The 17,562-nt window shown below is 72.9% G+C and carries 14 protein-coding genes; 8 read left to right on the top strand and 6 right to left on the bottom strand.

Features of this window, described 5'->3' with window-relative positions; genetic code table 11:
* Positions 1–8 precede the first annotated feature (8 nt).
* Entirely contained in the window at positions 9–1,499 is a 1,491-nt protein-coding gene (locus tag BJY28_RS07425) for an NCS2 family permease (protein ID WP_179462448.1), read from the bottom strand.
* A gap of 63 nt (positions 1,500–1,562) precedes the next feature.
* On the opposite strand from BJY28_RS07425, the gene BJY28_RS07420 reads away from it, so the two are divergent.
* The gene (locus BJY28_RS07420) at positions 1,563–1,913 is read left to right on the top strand and encodes a DUF2530 domain-containing protein (protein WP_179462447.1); all 351 of its coding nucleotides are present in this window, start codon (positions 1,563–1,565) and stop codon (positions 1,911–1,913) included.
* A 66-nt stretch (positions 1,914–1,979) separates the two neighbouring features.
* On the opposite strand, the gene BJY28_RS07415 is transcribed toward BJY28_RS07420, so the two are convergent.
* The 3 genes from BJY28_RS07415 to BJY28_RS07405 all read right to left on the bottom strand — a co-directional run bounded on the left by BJY28_RS07415 (position 1,980) and on the right by BJY28_RS07405 (position 4,181).
* Positions 1,980–2,732: a DUF3027 domain-containing protein gene (locus BJY28_RS07415; RefSeq protein WP_179462446.1), complete on the bottom strand. Its 753-nt coding sequence runs from the start codon at positions 2,730–2,732 to the stop codon at positions 1,980–1,982.
* Between the two features lies 1 nt (position 2,733).
* The gene (locus tag BJY28_RS16605) at positions 2,734–3,129 is read right to left on the bottom strand and encodes a cold shock domain-containing protein (RefSeq protein ID WP_179462445.1); all 396 of its coding nucleotides are present in this window, start codon (positions 3,127–3,129) and stop codon (positions 2,734–2,736) included.
* Positions 3,130–3,212: 83 nt separating this feature from the next.
* The gene (locus BJY28_RS07405; protein ID WP_179462444.1) at positions 3,213–4,181 is read right to left on the bottom strand and encodes an aldose 1-epimerase family protein; all 969 of its coding nucleotides are present in this window, start codon (positions 4,179–4,181) and stop codon (positions 3,213–3,215) included.
* Positions 4,182–4,255: 74 nt separating this feature from the next.
* On the opposite strand from BJY28_RS07405, the gene BJY28_RS16835 reads away from it, so the two are divergent.
* Positions 4,256–6,499 (top strand): helicase-associated domain-containing protein, encoded by a 2,244-nt coding sequence (locus BJY28_RS16835; protein ID WP_179462443.1) that lies wholly within the window; start codon positions 4,256–4,258, stop codon positions 6,497–6,499.
* Here the strand turns inward: BJY28_RS16835 and BJY28_RS07395 are convergent.
* A complete protein-coding gene (locus tag BJY28_RS07395) occupies positions 6,434–7,399 on the bottom strand; it encodes a hydroxymethylglutaryl-CoA lyase (protein ID WP_179462442.1) in 966 nt (321 codons plus the stop codon). The genes BJY28_RS16835 and BJY28_RS07395 overlap by 66 nt on opposite strands.
* Before the next feature lie 109 nt (positions 7,400–7,508).
* Between BJY28_RS07395 and BJY28_RS07390 the strand changes: the two genes are divergently transcribed.
* The 3 genes from BJY28_RS07390 (at position 7,509) to BJY28_RS16830 (ending at position 11,555) form a co-directional block, all read left to right on the top strand.
* Positions 7,509–8,033 carry a hypothetical protein gene (locus tag BJY28_RS07390; RefSeq protein WP_179462441.1) on the top strand — a complete coding sequence of 175 codons (525 nt, stop codon included), beginning with the start codon at positions 7,509–7,511 and terminating at the stop codon, positions 8,031–8,033.
* A gap of 48 nt (positions 8,034–8,081) precedes the next feature.
* Positions 8,082–9,755 carry a DNA repair helicase XPB gene (locus BJY28_RS07385; RefSeq protein ID WP_179462440.1) on the top strand — a complete coding sequence of 558 codons (1,674 nt, stop codon included), beginning with the start codon at positions 8,082–8,084 and terminating at the stop codon, positions 9,753–9,755.
* Between the two features lie 231 nt (positions 9,756–9,986).
* Positions 9,987–11,555, top strand: coding sequence for an ATP-binding protein (locus BJY28_RS16830; RefSeq protein WP_179462439.1), 1,569 nt, complete (start codon positions 9,987–9,989; stop codon positions 11,553–11,555).
* 22 nt (positions 11,556–11,577) lie between these two features.
* Here the strand turns inward: BJY28_RS16830 and BJY28_RS07375 are convergent, their stop codons facing one another.
* Complete coding sequence (locus BJY28_RS07375; protein ID WP_218875243.1) at positions 11,578–13,302, bottom strand: multicopper oxidase domain-containing protein; 1,725 nt, start codon at positions 13,300–13,302, stop codon at positions 11,578–11,580.
* 238 nt (positions 13,303–13,540) lie between these two features.
* Here BJY28_RS07375 and BJY28_RS07370 point away from each other — a divergent pair, with 238 nt between their 5' ends.
* The 3 genes from BJY28_RS07370 to BJY28_RS07360 are packed head-to-tail and all read left to right on the top strand — an operon-like array spanning position 13,541 to position 17,123.
* The gene (locus tag BJY28_RS07370) at positions 13,541–14,263 is read left to right on the top strand and encodes a response regulator transcription factor (protein ID WP_179462437.1); all 723 of its coding nucleotides are present in this window, start codon (positions 13,541–13,543) and stop codon (positions 14,261–14,263) included.
* The gene (locus tag BJY28_RS07365) at positions 14,263–15,729 is read left to right on the top strand and encodes a sensor histidine kinase (protein ID WP_179462436.1); all 1,467 of its coding nucleotides are present in this window, start codon (positions 14,263–14,265) and stop codon (positions 15,727–15,729) included. Before BJY28_RS07370 ends, BJY28_RS07365 begins: the two co-directional genes overlap by 1 nt.
* A 44-nt stretch (positions 15,730–15,773) precedes the next feature.
* Positions 15,774–17,123 (top strand): S1C family serine protease, encoded by a 1,350-nt coding sequence (locus BJY28_RS07360; protein WP_246313365.1) that lies wholly within the window; start codon positions 15,774–15,776, stop codon positions 17,121–17,123.
* Positions 17,124–17,562 lie beyond the last annotated feature (439 nt).

Below are 17,562 nucleotides of genomic sequence, written 5' to 3'. Positions count from 1 at the left end.
CGCCCAGGTCAGCCGACCCCGAGCACCTCGCGGATCGGCTCGATGGCGAAGTAGGCGACGAAGAGCACCGCGACCAGCCACATCAGCGGGTGCACCGCGGCCGCCTTGCCGCGGACCACCTTGATGAGCACGTAGGTGACGAAGCCGGCGCCGATGCCCACGGTGATCGAGTAGGTGAAGGGCATCAGCACCATCGTCAGGAAGGCTGGGATGGCGATCTCCAGGTCGTCCCAGTCGATCTGGGTGACCTGCTGCATCATGAGGAAGCCGACGAGCACCAGCGCCGGGGTAGCCGCCTCGTAGGGCACCACCGCGACCAGCGGGCTGAGGAAGGTGGCCAGCAGGAAGAGCACCCCGGTGACCACCGAGGCGAGCCCGGTGCGGGCACCCTCGCCGACGCCGGAGGCGGACTCGATGTAGGCGGTGTTGCTGGACACCCCGGCCGCACCGCCGGCGATCGCGCCGACGGAGTCGACGACGAGGATCCGCTGGCTGTTCGGCGGGTTGCCCTCCTCGTCGAGCAGGCCGGCCTCGCCGCCGATGGCGACCATCGTGCCCATGGTGTCGAAGAAGTCGGCGAGCATGAGGCTGAAGACGAGCAGCACCGCGGCCACGGCGCCGATCTTGGAGAAGGACCCCAGCAGGCTGAACTCGCCGAGCATGGAGAAGTCCGGGGCGGCGACGACGGCGTCCGGCAGGCGCGGGATGTTCAGTCCCCAGCCGGTGGGGTTGACCAGCTCGCCCGCCTCGTTGGTCTGGCCGCCGATCGAGAAGACCGCCTCGACGACGATCGCCAGCACGGTCGTGGTGAGGATGCCGTAGAGGATCGCCCCCTTCACCCCGCGCACGTGCAGGGTGACGATGACGAAGAGCCCGATGATGAAGACCAGCAGCGGCCAGCCGGCGATGACGCCGCCGACGCCGAGCTCGCCGAGCACGCCGCCCTCGGACTTGCGCACGAAGCCGGCGTCGACGAGGCCGACGATGGTGATGAAGAGCCCGATGCCGACGCTGATCGCGGTCTTCAGCTGCGGCGGCACCGCGCCGAGCACCGCCTTGCGGAAGCCGGTGAGCACGAGCACGAGGATGATCAGGCCCTCGAGCACGACGATGCCCATGGCGTCGGCCCAGGTCATCTCGGGCAGCGCGGCGATGCTGAAGGCGACGAAGGCGTTCAGCCCGAGCCCGGTGGCCATCGCCAGCGGGTAGTTCGCGGCGACGCCCATGAGCAGGGTCAGCGCCCCGGCGACCAGCGCCGTGCAGGCCGCGACCATCGCCAGGTTCGGCCCGTCGCCGCCGCCGAGGAAGCCGCCGGTGGAGTCGGGCTGGGTGCCGATGATCAGCGGGTTGAGCACGACGATGTAGGCCATCGTGAAGAAGGTGACCAGCCCGCCGCGCACCTCGCGGCCGACGGTCGAGCCACGCTCGGTGATCTTGAAGAAGCGGTCGATGCCGGTCGAGCCGGCGGGGCCGGTGGAGGTGGCGGGAGCCGAGGACATGGCGAGCAGCGTAGGGCCCCAGGTGGATCGGTGCGCACCCTGTCCGCGCCGTACCCTGGTCCGGTGAGCCCGACCCCGCCCCAGGACGCGCCCCGCCCGGGGGCGCTGACCCTGGCCGTGCGCTCGGACCGGATCGTGCTGGCCGGGCTGGGGCTGTGGGCGATCGCCCTGCTGCTGGTGCTGCTGGTGCCCTCATGGCACGAGGGCGAGCGCGGCTGGTGGCCGTGGGCCTGCGTCAGCGGCCTCGCGCTGGGGGTCCTGGGCTGGGTCTACCTGCGCCGCGGCCGCGGCAACGCCGCCGAGGCGAACGACCCGGTCTCGGTGCCGCCGGCCGCCGCGGAGAAGGTGGAGGCCGCCCAGGAGCGGGTCGAGCAGGTGCGCCAGCGGCGCTCCGGTCGGCGCGACGAGGGCTGACTCCGGCCGCGACGACGGTGCGTCACGTGACCGGTCGAGACTGCACCCGGCCCCGCGCCCGGCGCGTCAGAGCTCGGTGAGCACCGTCTCGTCGAGGATCGGGTCGGTAACCTGCTCGGGCTCCGGCTCGGGGATGTCCAGCTCGGAGTGCGCGCCGCAGCCGTGGTCGCGGCTGACGACGCTGCCGTCGCTCGGGCTCCACTCGCTGAAGCACACCCCGAAGCTGCGGCGCATGATGCCGGCCATCGGGGCGAAGTAGCCGCAGGTCTCGCAGGAGGCGCCGGCCTTGACCGCGACCGGGGCGGTGGGGCCGTGCTCGCCGTCGTACCAGCGCTGCGCGGCCCGCTCGCGCCCCTCGGCGGAGAGCACCCGAGGGCGACCCAGGCCGAGCTCCCAGAGCGCGACGGCGTCGACGTCCTCCTCGCCGGTGGCCTCGTAGCCGGCCTCGAGGTTGGGGTCGTCCTCGACCTTCGGGGTGACGTCCCCGGGACCGACGTCGCCGGGAGCCAGGCGCTGCGACCAGGGCAGCCACTCGGGCGAGCGCAGCGCGTCGTCGCCGGGCAGCAGCTGGGTCTCGCTGACGGTGGCCGACTTCGCCCTGGGGGCCCGCGCCACGGTGACCGCCCAGTGCCAGCCGCGATAGCCAGGCAGGGTGGCGGCGAACCAGTGGGTGCCGACCCGCTCGGCGTCCAGGGTGAAGCCGGCGTGCTCGCCCACCCCTTCGCCGCCGGTCGCCTCGACCAGCGCGGCCCGGGCCAGCTCACCGGCCCCGGAGAGCACGGCGTCGGACTTCGGTCGCCGCTCGGTCTTCGTCGCCATCTCAGGCCTCCATGTCGTCGGCCACGCGGCGCAGCACCTGGGCGATCTTGGCACCCTGCGCGCGGTCCGGGTAGCGCCCGCGGCGCAGCCCGCCGGAGACCCCGTCGAGCAGCTTGATGACGTCCTCGACGATGCCGACCATGTCCTCGGCCGGCTTGCGGTCGCGCTCACGCCGGTTGGAGACGACGCTCGGCGCCGGCTCGAGGACCTGGACCTGCAGCGCCTGGGCGCCGCGGCGCCCCTCGACGACACCGAACTCGACGCGGGTGCCGCCCTTGAGCGTGCTGGTCCCCGACGGCAGCGCGTTCGCGTGGAGGAAGACGTCCTCGCCGTCGTCGCCGGAGATGAAGCCGAAGCCCTTCTCGGCGTCGTACCACTTGACCTTGCCAGTGGGCACCGTGCACCTCGTCGGAAGAATGTCGGATGGATGTCGTGTCGGGGCGCGCCGCGCAGGGCGGGCTGGCGTCCCCTCGCCCCAGGCTAACCCGTGGCCGTGGCGCGGGGCGAGCCACCGCCGCCCGGGACGAGCTCGATGCCCCACTGGCCGCGCCAGGAGCCGCCCGGGTCGAGCACGACGAGACCGTCCCCGCTGCGGAAGGCGTCGGCCGGGCAGGAGAGCGGCTCGATCGCCACCCCCGGCGGCTGGCCGGCCGGCAGCCCGTGCGGGTCGCTCTTGCCGGTGAAGACCTGGACCCAGCCCATCGCCTCGTCGCCCCAGACCGCGATCGCGCCGGCGGGTGTCTCCAGGGTCACCGTCCAGCAGCCGTCGTCGCCGCGGGCGAGGCCGGTGAAGGCGTGGTCGAGGACCTCGAGGTCGACGTCGCCGAGCCGCGGACCGTGACGCAGGTCGAAGGGGGTGCCGCCGACCGGAGCGGTGCGCACGGGGGTCTTGGTGCCCGGGTCGACGAGCACGACCTCCTCGGCCGGCACCGTCAGGCGCGCGTCGGCGGCCGGGATGGCGCTCAGCGCCAGGTAGGGGTGCGCGCCGTAGCCCACGGGGGCCGGCGCCGCCCCGGTGTTGGTCAGGGTGCTGGCGCAGCGCAGCCCGGTCGCCTCCAGGCTCCAGTCGACCCGCACCTCGATGCTGTGCGGGTAGCCGGGCCGCGGGTGGATCGTGTGCCGCAGCACCACCCGGTCCTCGTCCCGCTCGGCGGCGGTGAAGGACTCCCAGCGCACCAGCCCGTGGCTGGCCGTGCCGGTGGCCCGCTCGGTGACCGGCAGCTCGTGCTCCTGACCGGCGAAGGGGTAGCGCCCGTCCCGGATGCGGTTGGGCCAGGGGACGAGCAGCTGGCCCCGGCCGGAGGAGGGCATCGCGTCGCCGGGGTAGCCGGCGACCAGCTCGTGGCCGCCCACGGTGAGCGAGCGCAGCCCGCCCCCGCACTCGACGACGACCGCCTCGGCCCCGCCGTGACGGAGGGTCCACTGCTCACCGGTCGGGGGCACTGCCATGGCGCGATCCTACGGGCGGGCGTGCCGTGGCCGGGCGCTCCGAGGGACCCTCCGGCGTGGACTACCGTGGGTCGGTGCGCTCCCTCGCCGAGGACATCCGCAGCCGCACCGACGAGGAGCTGGTGCGGCTGCTGCTGGCCCGCCCCGACCTGGCCCGACCGCGGCCCACCGACCTGACGGCGCTGGCGGCGCGGGCCGCCACCCAGGCCAGCACCACGCGGGCCGTCGACCACCTCGACCTGCGGCACCTGGTCGTCCTGCAGTCGTGCGTCGCCCTGGACGGCGACGCCGGCCCCGCGGCAGGCCCGCCGGACGACGGGGTCGCCGTCCCCGGGGTGAGCGCGCTGACCGGCCTGGACCCCGAGCTGGTGGCGACGCTCATCGGCGACCTGCACGACCAGGCGCTGCTGTGGCGCAGCGCCACCGGCCTGGTGCCCGCACGCACCGCGTCCGAGGTGCTCACCCCGGACGTCGCCAGCCTGGGCCCGAGCCTGCAGGCGCACCAGCGGGCGCTGGAGCCAGCCACCGCCGCCCTGCTCGGGCAGCTCGACGAGCTGAGCACCGAGGAGCTGACGGTGCTGCGGCGCCTGGCCTGGCAGGGCCCCTCGGCCCGCACCCCTGACCCCGCCACGAGAGCCGGCCGGGCGGTGGCCGACCTGGTGGCGCGCGGCCTGCTCCTCGACACCTCGGGCACGGTCACGCTGCCGCGCGAGGTGGCGCTGCGGATCCGCGCCGGCCTGGCCGACCCGCCCGCCCCGGAGCCGTCGAAGGGGGCCGAGCACGCCGACCGGGTCGCCGCCGGCGCGGTCTCGGAGCTCGTCGCGGACGTCGACGAGCTGCTGCGGCAGGTGGACCGGCTGCGCCCGCGGGTGCTGCGCAGCGGCGGCCTGGCGGTGCGCGACCTGCGCGAGCTGTCCTCCCGCACCGGGCTGGACCAGGAGCGCACCCTGCTGCTGCTCGAGCTGGCCGGCGAGGCCGGGCTGCTGGCCGACGACCACGCCACCGAGCCGGCCTGGCGGCTGACCACCCTGGCCGACGAGTGGCACGAGCGGGAGGACGCGGCCCGCTGGCACGACCTCGCGCTGCCCTGGCTGGTCTCGCTCCGGGCACCGCTGGTCCCCGGCGGGGAGGAGAGCCGCGGCAACGCGCTGTCCGACGGGCTGTCCTGGCCGCCGGTGCGGGCGCTGCGCCTGGAGGTGCTGCGGCTGGCCGTCGAGCTGCCGGCCGGGCGGGCCGACGCCGCCCAGGTCACCGACGCGCTGCGGCGCAGCCGCCCGCGGCGGCTGCCTCGGGAGGCCGACGAGGTCGTCCGGGCGCTGCTCGTCGAGCACACCGCCCTCGGCCTGCTGGCCCTGGACGCGGTCACTACCGCCGGCCGGCTGCTGGCCGCCGACCCGCAGGACCCGGGCGGCCGGGCCCGCGAGGCGGTCGCCGAGCTGCTGCCCGCCCCGGTCACCGAGGCGCTGCTGCAGGCCGACCTCACCGCGGTCGTGCCGGGCGTGCCCGCGCCGGCTCTGGCCGACCTGCTGCGGCGCAGCGCGACGCTGGAGTCACGCGGCGGCGCGGCGGTCTTCCGCTTCACCGAGGACAGCATCCGGGGGGCGCTGGACGGCGGCTGGGTCGCCGAGGACCTGCTCGAGGCGATCGGCCGGGCCAGCGCCACCGGCGTGCCCCAGCCGTTGCAGTACCTCGTGCGTGACGTCGCCCGCCGGCACGGCACCCTGCGGGTCGGCGCGGTGGCCAGCTATCTGCGCAGCGACGACCCGGCCCACCTGGAGTCGCTGGCCCGGCACCGCGAGCTGGGCCACCTGCAGCTGCGGCAGATCGCGCCCACCGTGCTGGTCTCTCCGGCGAGCGCGGCGGTGCTGCTGGAGTCGGTGCGCGAGGTCGGCGCCAGCCCGGTGCTGGAGAGCGGCGGGGGCGTCGTCTCCAGCGGACCCTCCCGACGCAGGGTCCCGCCGCCGCGACGACGGGGGGTGACCGACGTCGAGCCGGACGCCCCGGGTGAGGTCGTCACCGCCCTTCGGGCGGCCGAGGACCGGCCGCGGCGGGAGACCGGCACCGGCCGCAGCGTCCCGGCGCTGGACCCGGTGAGCTCGGCCGCGCTGCTGCGCGAGGCCGCCGCCGACCGGCTGCCGGTCTGGGTGGGCGTCACCGACGCGGTCGGCAGCACCTCCCGGCTGCTCTTCCACCCGCGACAGGTCGAGGGCGGCCGGGTGCACGGCGAGGTGGACGGGAGTCCCCGCACCCTGTCACTGCACCGGATCACCGGCGTCGGCGACGTCTCCCCCGAGAGCCTTGACGACCCGCGAGGGTGACGGGCGGCCCAGCTGCTGGGCCATCCACCGCGAGGTGGCCACCAGCGCGTCCAGGTCGACCCCGGTACGCACCCCGGCGCCGTCGAGCATCCACACAAGGTCCTCGGTGGCCAGGTTGCCGGTGGCGCTCTTGGCGTAGGGGCAGCCGCCGAGCCCCCCGGTGGAGGCGTCCACCACCCGCACCCCGGCACGCAGCGCCGTGAGGGTGTTGGCCAGCGCCTGGCCATAGGTGTCGTGGAAGTGCACCCCGGTCCGGTCGACGCCGATGCCCCGGCGCTCCAGCGCCTCCAGCAGCGCCTCGACGTGGCCCGGGGTGCCGGTCCCGATGGTGTCGCCGAGGCTCAGCTGGTCGCAGCCGAGGTCCATCAGCGAGACGCACGCGTCGGCGACCTGCTCGACCGGCACCGGCCCCTCCCAGGGGTCGCCGAAGCACATCGAGACGTAGGCGCGCACCCACAGCCCGGCCTCCTGGCTGCGCCGCACCACCGGCGCGAACATCTCGACCGACTCGGCGAGGCCGCGGCCCAGGTTGCGCTGCGCGAAGGTCTCGGTGGCGCTGCCGAAGATCGCCACCGCCTGCACGCCGCTCTCCAGCGCCCGGTCCAGCCCGCGCTCGTTCGGCACGAGCACCGGACGGTCGCGGCCGCGTCCCAGCTCACCGAGGTCGGCGAGCACCTCGGCGGCATCGGCGAGCTGCGGCACCCACCGGGGCGAGACGAAGGAGGTCGTCTCCACCGTCGTCAGGCCGGCGTCGAGGAGCCGGCGGACGAACTGGGCCTTGACCTCGGCGGGCACGACCGCCTGCTCGTTCTGCAGGCCGTCCCGGGGCCCGACCTCGTAGATCGTCACCGACTCCGGCAGCCCGACGGCCGGTGCACGCTGCGGCAATGCTCGTGACATCGCCCCATCGTCCCACCACGGCCTGGCACGGAATGCCGGTCCCTCGCCTAGTGTTGACCCGCAGCCGGGTGCACCGCCCGGAGGGACGCGCGCAGGAGGTCGCCCGGCGATGAGCCAGCAGGATCCGTACCCGCACGACCCCTACGACGCCGACCCGTACCGGGACGCGCGCCGCGGCGGGTCGCGCCCGTCGGAGGGCGACGTCGATGCCTACGGCCAGCCGATCGGCACGCCGCCGACCACGCCCATCCCGGCCGCCGGGCAGCCCGCCCAGGGGTACCCCGGTGGCTACCCGGCACCGGGCTACCCCTATGCGGCAGCCCCCGGGTACCCGGCCTACCCCTATCCCTACCCCCCCTACGGCTACCCGCCGCCGCGGCCGATGAGCGCCTCGGCCCTGGTGCTGACGATCATCTCCGGGATCATGACGATCACCTGCTACTGCGCGCCGGCCAGCCTCATCCCGCTGGTCCTCGGCGCGGTGGCGCTGAGCAAGAACTCCACCGACCCCGAGGAGGCCGACCGGCTCGCCCGGGTCGGCTGGGTCACCCTGGTCGGGCTCACCTTCGTCCTGATCGTCGCCGTCGTGGCCTTCTTCTGGTGGTTGGGCAGCCAGCCGCCGAGCACCTACTGACCGCACCACCGACAGACCGCACGACATCACGGAGCCGAGACGCCTCACATGACCACCGACGGTGCCCTCATCGTCCAGTCCGACCGCACCCTCCTGCTGGAGGTCGACCACGCCCGCGCCGCCGAGGCTCGCCGGGCGATCGCCCCCTTCGCCGAGCTGGAGCGCGCCCCGGAGCACATCCACACCTACCGGGTCACCCCGCTGGGCCTGTGGAACGCGCGCGCCGCGGGCCACGACGCCGAGCAGGTCGTCGACGCCCTGCTCAGCCACAGCCGCTACCCCGTCCCGCAGTCGCTGCTGGTCGACGTCGCCGAGACGATGGATCGCTACGGGCGGCTGACCCTGAGCAAGGACGAGCAGGACCGGCTGGTGCTGACCACCACCGACCAGGCGGTGCTCGCCGAGGTGATGCGGCACAAGAAGATCGCCCCGCTGCTGGGCGACCGGCTGAGCGAGGACCGGCTGCTGGTGCACCCCTCCGAGCGTGGCCACCTCAAGCAGGAGCTGCTCAAGGTCGGCTGGCCGGCCGAGGACGAGGCCGGCTACGTCGACGGCGAGGCGCACCCGATCGACCTGGACACCGGCGACTGGTCGCTGCGGCCGTACCAGCAGCAGGCGGTCGACGGCTTCTGGGACGGCGGCTCCGGGGTGGTCGTGCTGCCCTGCGGCGCCGGCAAGACCCTGGTCGGTGCCGGGGCGATGGCCGCCGCCCGGTCGACCACCCTCATCCTCGTCACCAACACCGTCTCGGCCCGGCAGTGGCGCGAGGAGCTGCTGCGCCGGACCACCCTCACCGAGGACGAGATCGGCGAGTACTCCGGCGCCCGCAAGGAGATCCGGCCGGTCACCATCGCCACCTACCAGGTGCTGACGATGAAGCGGAAGGGCGTCTACCCGCACATCGACCTGCTCGACGCCCGCGACTGGGGCCTCATCGTCTACGACGAGGTGCACCTGCTGCCGGCGCCGATCTTCCGGATGACCGCCGACCTGCAGGCCCGCCGCCGGCTCGGGCTGACCGCCACCCTGGTCCGCGAGGACGGGCGCGAGGCCGACGTCTTCAGCCTCATCGGGCCCAAGCGCTTCGACGCCCCGTGGAAGGACATCGAGGCCCAGGGCTACATCGCCCCGGCCGACTGCGTCGAGGTGCGGGTGACCCCGAGCGAGAGCGAGCGGATGGCCTACGCCACCGCCGACGCCGAGGACCGCTACCGGCTCGCCTCGACCTCGCCGGTCAAGCTGCCGGTGGTCGAGACGCTGGTGCGTCGGCACGCCGACGCCGGCAGCGACGGGCAGGGCGAGCCCACCCTGGTCATCGGCCAGTACCTCGACCAGCTGCACGAGCTGGCCGAGCGGCTGAACGCCCCGCTGATCACCGGGGAGACCCCGGTCAAGGAGCGCCAGCAGCTCTTCGCCGACTTCCGCGAGGGCCGCTCGCGGCTGCTCGTCGTCTCCAAGGTCGCCAACTTCTCGGTGGACCTGCCCGAGGCGACGGTCGCCATCCAGGTCTCCGGCACCTTCGGCTCCCGCCAGGAGGAGGCCCAGCGCCTCGGTCGGGTGCTGCGGCCGAAGGAGGACGGGCGGACCGCCCACTTCTACACCGTCGTCGCCCGCGACACCGTGGATGCCGAGATGGCCGCCCACCGGCAGCGCTTCCTCGCCGAGCAGGGCTACGGCTACCGGATCGTCGACGCCGACGACATCACCCGCGAGCAGGCCTGACCAAGACCCTGGCGCCTTCCGCGGTGGCCCATGGCACCAGCGGCTGCGGGCCTAGGTCTGTCCCCTGAGGACTAGCAACCCACGCCACTCGCGAGATGGCCGTGTGAGAGACAACGACGCCGACCACGAGCGTGCAGCGCGTATGAGCACGTTATGGAGAGATCGGATGTTCGATAGCGAGTCGAACTTGAAGTCTCTTTATAAGAGGGTCAAAGTGGTGGCACGGCCGAGGTGTACACCGATGACGAGTTCGCCACGCTCGTCGAACGCGAGACGAACAAGATCGAGCTCAAGAGCGGCGCGAGTGGCAAGAAGCTTCAGGAAGCCTTCGTCGCCATGAGTAACACCGATGGCGGGACCGTCTTCATCGGGGTGACCGACGAGCGAACTGTCATCGGCAAGCGGCTCGACCAGGGGACAGACGACGCGATCCATCAAGCGGCTCAGGACGCGCGCGACCTCGGTCCGTACACCGTGCGAGAAGTCAAGGTCGGCGATCGCACGGTCGTCGCGATCGACGTGGCTCAGCGGATCGACACTGTGAGCCAGACCAGCGATGGGCGAGTGCTGGTACGGAGGGGCGCACGCAACGTCGCCTTGTTCGGTCGTGAACTGTTCGAGCTCATGTCGATCCGGACCCAAACTCCGTACGAGCGCACACCACTCCCCGTCCCACTGTCGTCGATCGACAGCGGAGTGCTCAGATCGGTGGTCGACAGCTATGGGTGGCCATCGACCGCTTGGGAACCCCATGCGAAGACACGAGGGCTGCTGACGTCGGACGGACATAGCCTCACAGTTGCCGGAGCCCTTGTCCTCACCTCACCTGATCTCAGCCTCGACGCGTCCAAGTTCCACATCGACATCCGGAGCTATACCCGGGACCAGGGCACCTCCTACGTGCGACGGGAGGTCGTGACTGGAACGTTGCAGCACCAGGTCGAGACTGCCACCGAGTACGTGCTGAGAGAGATCGGTACCGAGCTCGTCGTCACCGGATCACGCCGCCATGACCTGAGCCGGATACCAAGCCGAGTCGTGCGCGAGACAGTAGCCAACGCGGCCGCACACCGGGACTACTCGATCGACGCGATGCCGATCGTCATCGAGGTACGCCCCTCCTTCGTCAGCGTGGCCAGCCCTGGCTCCCTGCCAGACCCCGTGACGGTTGAGTCTCTCCGCGAGGCCCAGTCCGCACGCAATCACGCCGTCATCGACGTACTCCGTCGATTCGGCCTGGCTGAGGACAGCGGGCAAGGCATCGACGTCATGCAAGACGACATGCGACTCGAGCTGCTCGACGAGCCCGTGTTTCGCGAGACACGTGACTCCTTCATCGTGACCCTGCGTCTGAGCGGTCAGGTCTCTGCGACGGAGCGCGCATGGCTCGCAGAGCACGAGCACCGAGGCGACCTTGACCGCCAAGACCGTTCGCTCCTCGTCGAGACACTGCGCAACGACCACATCAACAACGGGGTGGCACGAGCCATACTCGACATCGACAGCACAGAGGCACGAGCGCGCCTCCGGCGCCTGCGTGACCTTGGGCTGCTGGAGCAGCACGGTGCGCGTGGGGGCGCCTACTACACCCTAGGAATCCTCGGCCCTGAACGCAGCACCCAGCAGATCGTCCTTGATGCAGCCAGGGATGAGCCTCTGACGAACCAGCGCGTTCGCGAGCTCACCGGCATCGACCGCGGCGAGGCTCTCTCCCTTCTGCGGAGGCTGGTCCGGGAGGGGCGACTGCGCCAAGAGGGACAGCGCCGAGGGACGCGCTACACCTTGCCTACCGATCGTTAGGCGACTCAACCTCCGCCAGGGCTCAGCCGGTGACCAGCCGGAAGCGGGCCATCATGTCGTGGTCCTCGTGGTCGAGCATGTGGCAGTGCCACATGTAGCCGCCCAGCCGGCCGTCCTCGGCGGTGGACATCGGCATGGTCGTCGCCATCCGGGCCTCGGCGCCGGCCGGCACGAAGGTCTGGTCCGGGTCGAAGCCGAGCTCGGCCCGGTCCGGCCAGCGCACGAGGATCCGGGTGATCGTGTGCGGGTCGACGTGCACGGTGTCCTTGGGCCCGCTCTCCCACTGCTTCGGCGCGCTGGGCGAGCCCCAGGCGAAGCGGTCCGCCGACGGGGTCCAGCGGGTGCCGACCGGCGGGCGGTGGTTGGCCAGCTTGTAGCGCCACACGCTGAAGCGCTGCCGCTCGATGACCCGGAAGTGCACCAGGTGCAGATGGATCGTGTGCGGGTCGGGGGTGGTGTTGATGAGGTTCCACTCCTCGACCGTGCCCTGCACCGGACGCTCGATGTCCTCGTCGTCGTAGTGCAGGTTGTTCAGCAGCATCATCGTCGGCGGGAAGCGCCGGTCGAGGTCCTGGATGAGCGTCAGGTCCCGCGAGCGCTCCGGCCGGGCCACCGGGGACAGCACCGCCGGGCGCCCCGAGCCGCCGCGCAGCCGGGTCGGCACCGGACCGGTGTGACCCCGCTCGCTGGTCGCCACGAACCGGCCGAAGAGCGGCATCGGCTTCGCCCCGACCGCGGCGGCCGGCAGCGGCACCGGCTCGTCGTTGCGCAGCTCGACGCTCTCGCCGGCGCGCAGGTCGGAGAAGTCGACGAGGATGTCGATCCGCTCGGCCGGACCCATCCGCACCTCACGGGTCGGGGCCGGCGCGTCGAGCAGGCCGAGGTCGTTGCCGATCACCCAGAAGCGTCGCCGGTCGGAGAAGTGCAGGTTCCACACGCTGAGCGAGGCCGCGTTGCAGATCCGGAAGCGGTACAGCCCGCGGGCCACCTTCAGCTGCGGCCAGACGACCCCGTTGATCAGGCCACGGTCGCCGACCGCGCCACCCTCCCAGCTGCCCTGCGGCACCAGCCGCACCGAGCGCACGCTCTGCCGACCGCCGTCGGCGAAGACCTTCTCCTGCAGCACCAGCGGCCACTCGAACTCGCCGGCGGGCAGCCCGAGCGGGTTGTCCTCGCCGCCGGTGTCGAACTCGTCCCTGATCAGGTAGGGCGCGGCCAGCCCGGCGTAGACGTTGAGCCGGGTCGTGCCGAGCGTGTGGTCGTGGTACCAGAGGCTGCCGGCCTCCTGGCCGTTGCCGTACCGGTTGCGCAGCGCCTCGCCCGGGACGATGAAGTCCTCCGGGTGCCCGTCGAAGCGGGGCCGGGTCACGCCGCCGTGCAGGTGCAGCGTGGTCGGCGGCTGTGAGCCGAAGTCCTCGGGCACCCCGTGCAGGCTGAGGTCGACGTCGGCGGCGAAGGGGTGCTCCCCCATCCGGTTGCGCAGCCGCACCGAGGTCTGCACCCCGGAGCGGGCCTCGATGACCGGCCCGAGGTAGGAGCGGTCGCCGTAGCCGAGCGCCGGCGAGAGGTCGTAGTCCCGGTGGAAGCGGTGCTGGGTGGAGCGGGCGGCCACCGAGAGGTCGGTCCCGTCGAGCACCGGCAGCCGCGGCACCTCGTCGCGGAAGGGCGGCGAGGGCGGTGAGTGGAAGAGGAAGGGAGACCGGGCGCCGGCAGAGCGGCTGTGCGGGAGCGGAGCCCCGACTCCCACCACAGCCGCTCCACCGAGCGCCCCTCCGAGCATCGTCCGACGTGTCACAGCATGCATGACAGAACCCCCCTGTCCCCACGGGAGAGCATCGGCCCCCCGATCTCGGCCCCCGGTCCTCCCCGACCGGTTGTTACTGAGCAGTAAACATCTTTGTTACTGACGAGTCAAGTACCGGCTTCCGGGTGCCCGGCCGGCGCGCACAGCCGACTCCCAGCCTCGGCGCGCACACTGGTCGGCCATGAGCCCAGCCACGCCCGGACGAGGTGACGTCGAGGCCCACCTGCTCGTCGTCGAGGACGAGCCGAACATCCGCGAGCTCCTGGCCACCTCGCTGCGCTTCGCCGGATTCTCGGTCGACGTCGCCGCGGACGGTGAGAGCGCCATGCGCCTGGTCCACGAGAGCGACCCCGAGCTCGTCGTGCTCGACGTCATGCTCCCCGACACCGACGGCTTCGACGTCGCCCGCCGGATGCGCGCGGCCGACCGGCAGCAGCCGATCCTCTTCCTCACCGCCCGGGACTCCCTCGAGGACAAGATCAAGGGTCTGACCGTCGGCGGCGACGACTACGTCACCAAGCCCTTCTCCCTGGAGGAGGTCATCGCCCGCATCCGGGTCATCCTGCGCCGCACCCAGACCGAGCCCACCTCCGAGGCGGTGCTCCGCTTCGCCGACCTCGAGCTGGACGACGAGGCGCACGAGGTGCGCCGCGACGGCCGGGTCGTCGACGTCTCACCCACCGAGTTCAAGCTGCTGCGCTACCTCATGCTCAACCCGAACCGGGTGCTGTCGAAGTCGCAGATCCTCGACCACGTGTGGGACTACGACTTCCGCGGCGAGATGGGCATCGTCGAGTCCTACATCTCCTACCTCCGGCGCAAGATCGACACCGAGGACCGGGTCCCGCTGATCCACACCAAGCGCGGCTTCGGCTACGTGCTGCGGATGCCGCCGGAGGCCTGATGAGCCCGGCGCACAAGGCGGTCGTCCGCCGGCTGGAGTCGGTGCCGCTGACCTGGCGGCTGGTGGCGATCCTGCTGACCATCCTCATGACCGCGCTCGTGGTCACCTCGGGGATCACCGCCTACCTGCTCAAGCGCGAGCTGGTCCAGTCCACCGACGACCAGCTCCGCGCGGTCGCCCAGCCGCTGGCGGCCAACCCGCGGGCGACCTACGTCGACACCGCGCTGAACACCTTTGCCTTCGACCTGCAGCCCACCGACGGCTCCCCCGGCTACTCGATCAACCCCACCGGCGAGCAGGCCGAGCCGCAGGTGCCGGCCCTCCCGCTGGACTCGGTGCACGTGCGCACCGGCGAGCCCTTCACCGTCGAGTCCACCGAGAGCGGCACGACGTGGCGCTTCATCGCCGGTCAGTACGAGGACGGGTCGGCGACCTTCGCCGTGGGCACCCCGATGCGCGGCGTCAACGAGACGATCAGCCGGTTCGCGGTGATCGCCACCTCGCTGGGGCTGATGACGCTCGTCGGCAGCGGGGTGCTCGGCTGGTTCGCCACCCGGAGGGCAGTCCGCCCGCTGCGCCGGATCGAGGACGTCGCCTCGGCGATCGCCGCCGGCGACCTCAGCCGACGGGTGCCGGAGAGGACCAGCCACGACGAGGTGGCCAGCCTCAGCGACAGCCTCAACGTCATGCTCGGCCGGATCGAGCACTCCTTCACCGTGCAGGAGCAGTCCGAGGTGCGGATGCGCCAGTTCGTCGCCGACGCCAGCCACGAGCTGCGCACCCCGTTGGCCACGGTGCAGGGCTACGCCGAGCTCTACCGTCAGGGCGCGGTGACCAGCGACGAGGACGTGGCCACCGCGATGGGCCGCATCGAGGGCGAGGCGGGCCGGATGTCCGGCCTCGTCGAGGACCTGCTGATGCTCGCCCGGCTGGACGACGAGCGTCCGCTGGAGGTGACCGAGGTCGACCTCGTCGTGCTGGCCGCCGAGGTCGCCCACGACGCCCGGGCCCGCGCGCCGCACCGCTCCGTCACGGTGCGCGGGCTGCACGGCGAGCTCGCCCCGGTCCTCGTGCCGGGCGACGACTCGCGGCTGCGCCAGGTCCTGGTCAACCTCATCGGCAATGCCCTGATGCACACCGAGGACGACGTGCCGGTGGAGGTGCTCGTCGGCACCGACCCCGCCGACGGGGCGTCGGCAGCGACCGGGAGTGCCGTGGTCGAGGTGCGCGACCACGGACCGGGGATCGAGCCCGAGGTCGCCGACCGGGTCTTCGAGCGCTTCTACCGCGAGGACAAGGCGCGCTCGCGCGCCCGCGGCGGCAGCGGCCTGGGTCTGGCGATCGTGGCCGCCGTCGTCGCCCAGCACGGCGGCCGGGTCGACGTGCGCCAGACCGACGGCGGCGGCGCCACCTTCCGGGTGGAGCTGCCCACAGCCGGCACCCAGGTGGGACCGAGCCGACCCTGAAGTTCGGCGGCTTGACTGTGGTCACCCCTACGAAGGAGACCACCATGTCGGACCAGCACCGCCCGCCGGAGGAGCCGCCCTCGCCCGGGTCCCGCGCGCACGCCCTCGAGCCGGGCCGGACCGGTCCCGAGCGCACGCCGGGCGCCTTCCACGAGGCGCCCGAGCACCAGACCGCGCCGATCCCCACCTTCCCCGCCCCCGGCGCCGGCGCCCCCGCTCCCGCCTTCGCGGTGCCCACGCCGACGCCGCCGCGACGGGAGCGTCGCGGACGGCGGGTGGCCGAGCTGGGCGCCGTGGCGGTGCTCGCCGCGATGCTCGCCAGCGGCGGCACCGTGGCGGCGACGACGCTGCTCGACGACGACTCCGGGGCGACCACGACGACCACCGCCGCGGGCGACGGCTCCGGCGCGTCGACCGTGCCGGTCTCCGACGCCGCCAACTCCGCCCCCGACTGGGACGCGGTCGCCGAGACCGTCTCGCCCAGCGTGGTGGCGATCGGCGTGAGCGGCAACGGAGGCGAGGGCGAGGGCTCCGGCGTCGTCTGGGACGAGGAGGGCCACGTGGTCACCAACGCGCATGTGGTCGACGGCGCGCAGCAGGTGAGCGTGACCCTCGCCGACGGGGTCACCTACGAGGCCGAGGTCACCGGCAGCGACACCTCCACGGACATCGCCGTGCTGCGCCTGACCGACCCGCCGGACGAGCTGACGCCGGTCACCCTCGGCTCCTCCGACCAGCTCACCGTCGGTGACGCGGTCATGGCGATCGGCAACCCGCTCGGCCTGGACGGCACGGTCACCACCGGCATCGTCAGCGCGCTGGACCGCCCGGTCGCAACCCAGGCCTCCAGCGAGGGTCAGGGCCAGCTGCAGGGGCAGGGCACCACCGTCGTGACCAACGCCGTGCAGACCTCCGCGGCGATCAACCCCGGCAACAGCGGCGGGGCGCTGGTGGACGCCGCCGGCCGGCTCATCGGCATCAACTCCTCGATCGCCTCGCTCGGCTCCTCCGCCTCCAGCCAGTCCGGCAGCATCGGGATCGGCTTCGCCATCCCGGTCGACCAGGTGAAGCTCGTCGCCGACCAGCTCGTGGAGAGCGGCACCGCCGAGCACGCCTTCCTCGGGGTCACCCCGGCCGACGGCGAGGCCGAGGTGGGCTCGGGCAGCCGCACCGGCGCCCGGGTCGAGCAGGTCGTCGACGGCAGCCCGGCCGCTGACGCCGGGCTGCAGGAGGGCGACGTCATCACCGAGCTGGACGGCAAGGCGGTCGGTGGCGCCGAGTCGCTCGTGGGTCTGGTGCGGGCCGAGGGCGTCGGCACGAGCGTGCCGGTGACCTATGTCCGCGACGGCCAGGAGCAGACCGCCCAGGTGACCCTGGTGGCCGCCGACGGCTGATCCCCCCTTCGCCCACCGCCGACCGGCCCGGACCTCCCCGCGAGGTCCGGGCCGTCCCCGTCTCCACGACGAGAACCTCTCGAAAGCCCGACAAGCCTTCTCCGGTCACCAAGCCTTTATCGGGTTACCCGATAAGGGCTCCGATGCGGGGGAAGGCTTGTCGGGTGAGCGAGAGGTTGTCTGCAGCCGGAGGGGTGATGACGAAGGGGGTGAGAGGCCGGCGGCGAAGGGCGTGGTCCCGGTCCCAGGCGACTCTCAGGTCCGTGCCAGCGCGGCCCAAGATCGGGGGTGCAGAGTATCCATCAGGAGCCGGGACGATGGCTCGGTTGCACCGGCCGTCTCCTCCCCGGACAGGTCGCACGAGCCACCCCGGTTCCTGGCAAGGGGTGCTGCTCCGAGCCCGGACACCAGGTGTGGCGTCTGGCCCGGGCTGAGTAGC

Origin of the sequence: Janibacter alkaliphilus, from assembly GCF_013408565.1 — a bacterium.
Classification (GTDB): domain Bacteria; phylum Actinomycetota; class Actinomycetes; order Actinomycetales; family Dermatophilaceae; genus Janibacter; species Janibacter alkaliphilus.
This window is presented reverse-complemented; position numbering and strand designations above follow the sequence as displayed.

Excerpts from the sequence above, each read along its gene's own strand:
- BJY28_RS07425 (WP_179462448.1), bottom strand. The coding sequence starts at position 1,499 with ATGTCCTCGGCTCCCGCCACCTCCACCGGCCCCGCCGGCTCGACCGGC.
- BJY28_RS07385 (WP_179462440.1), top strand. The coding sequence starts at position 8,082 with ATGACCACCGACGGTGCCCTCATCGTCCAGTCCGACCGCACCCTCCTG.
- BJY28_RS07365 (WP_179462436.1), top strand. The coding sequence starts at position 14,263 with ATGAGCCCGGCGCACAAGGCGGTCGTCCGCCGGCTGGAGTCGGTGCCG.
- BJY28_RS07395 (WP_179462442.1), bottom strand. The coding sequence starts at position 7,399 with ATGTCACGAGCATTGCCGCAGCGTGCACCGGCCGTCGGGCTGCCGGAG.
- BJY28_RS07360 (WP_246313365.1), top strand. The coding sequence starts at position 15,774 with ATGTCGGACCAGCACCGCCCGCCGGAGGAGCCGCCCTCGCCCGGGTCC.
- BJY28_RS07390 (WP_179462441.1), top strand. The coding sequence starts at position 7,509 with ATGAGCCAGCAGGATCCGTACCCGCACGACCCCTACGACGCCGACCCG.
- BJY28_RS07415 (WP_179462446.1), bottom strand. The coding sequence starts at position 2,732 with ATGGCGACGAAGACCGAGCGGCGACCGAAGTCCGACGCCGTGCTCTCC.
- BJY28_RS07370 (WP_179462437.1), top strand. The coding sequence starts at position 13,541 with ATGAGCCCAGCCACGCCCGGACGAGGTGACGTCGAGGCCCACCTGCTC.
- BJY28_RS07405 (WP_179462444.1), bottom strand. The coding sequence starts at position 4,181 with ATGGCAGTGCCCCCGACCGGTGAGCAGTGGACCCTCCGTCACGGCGGG.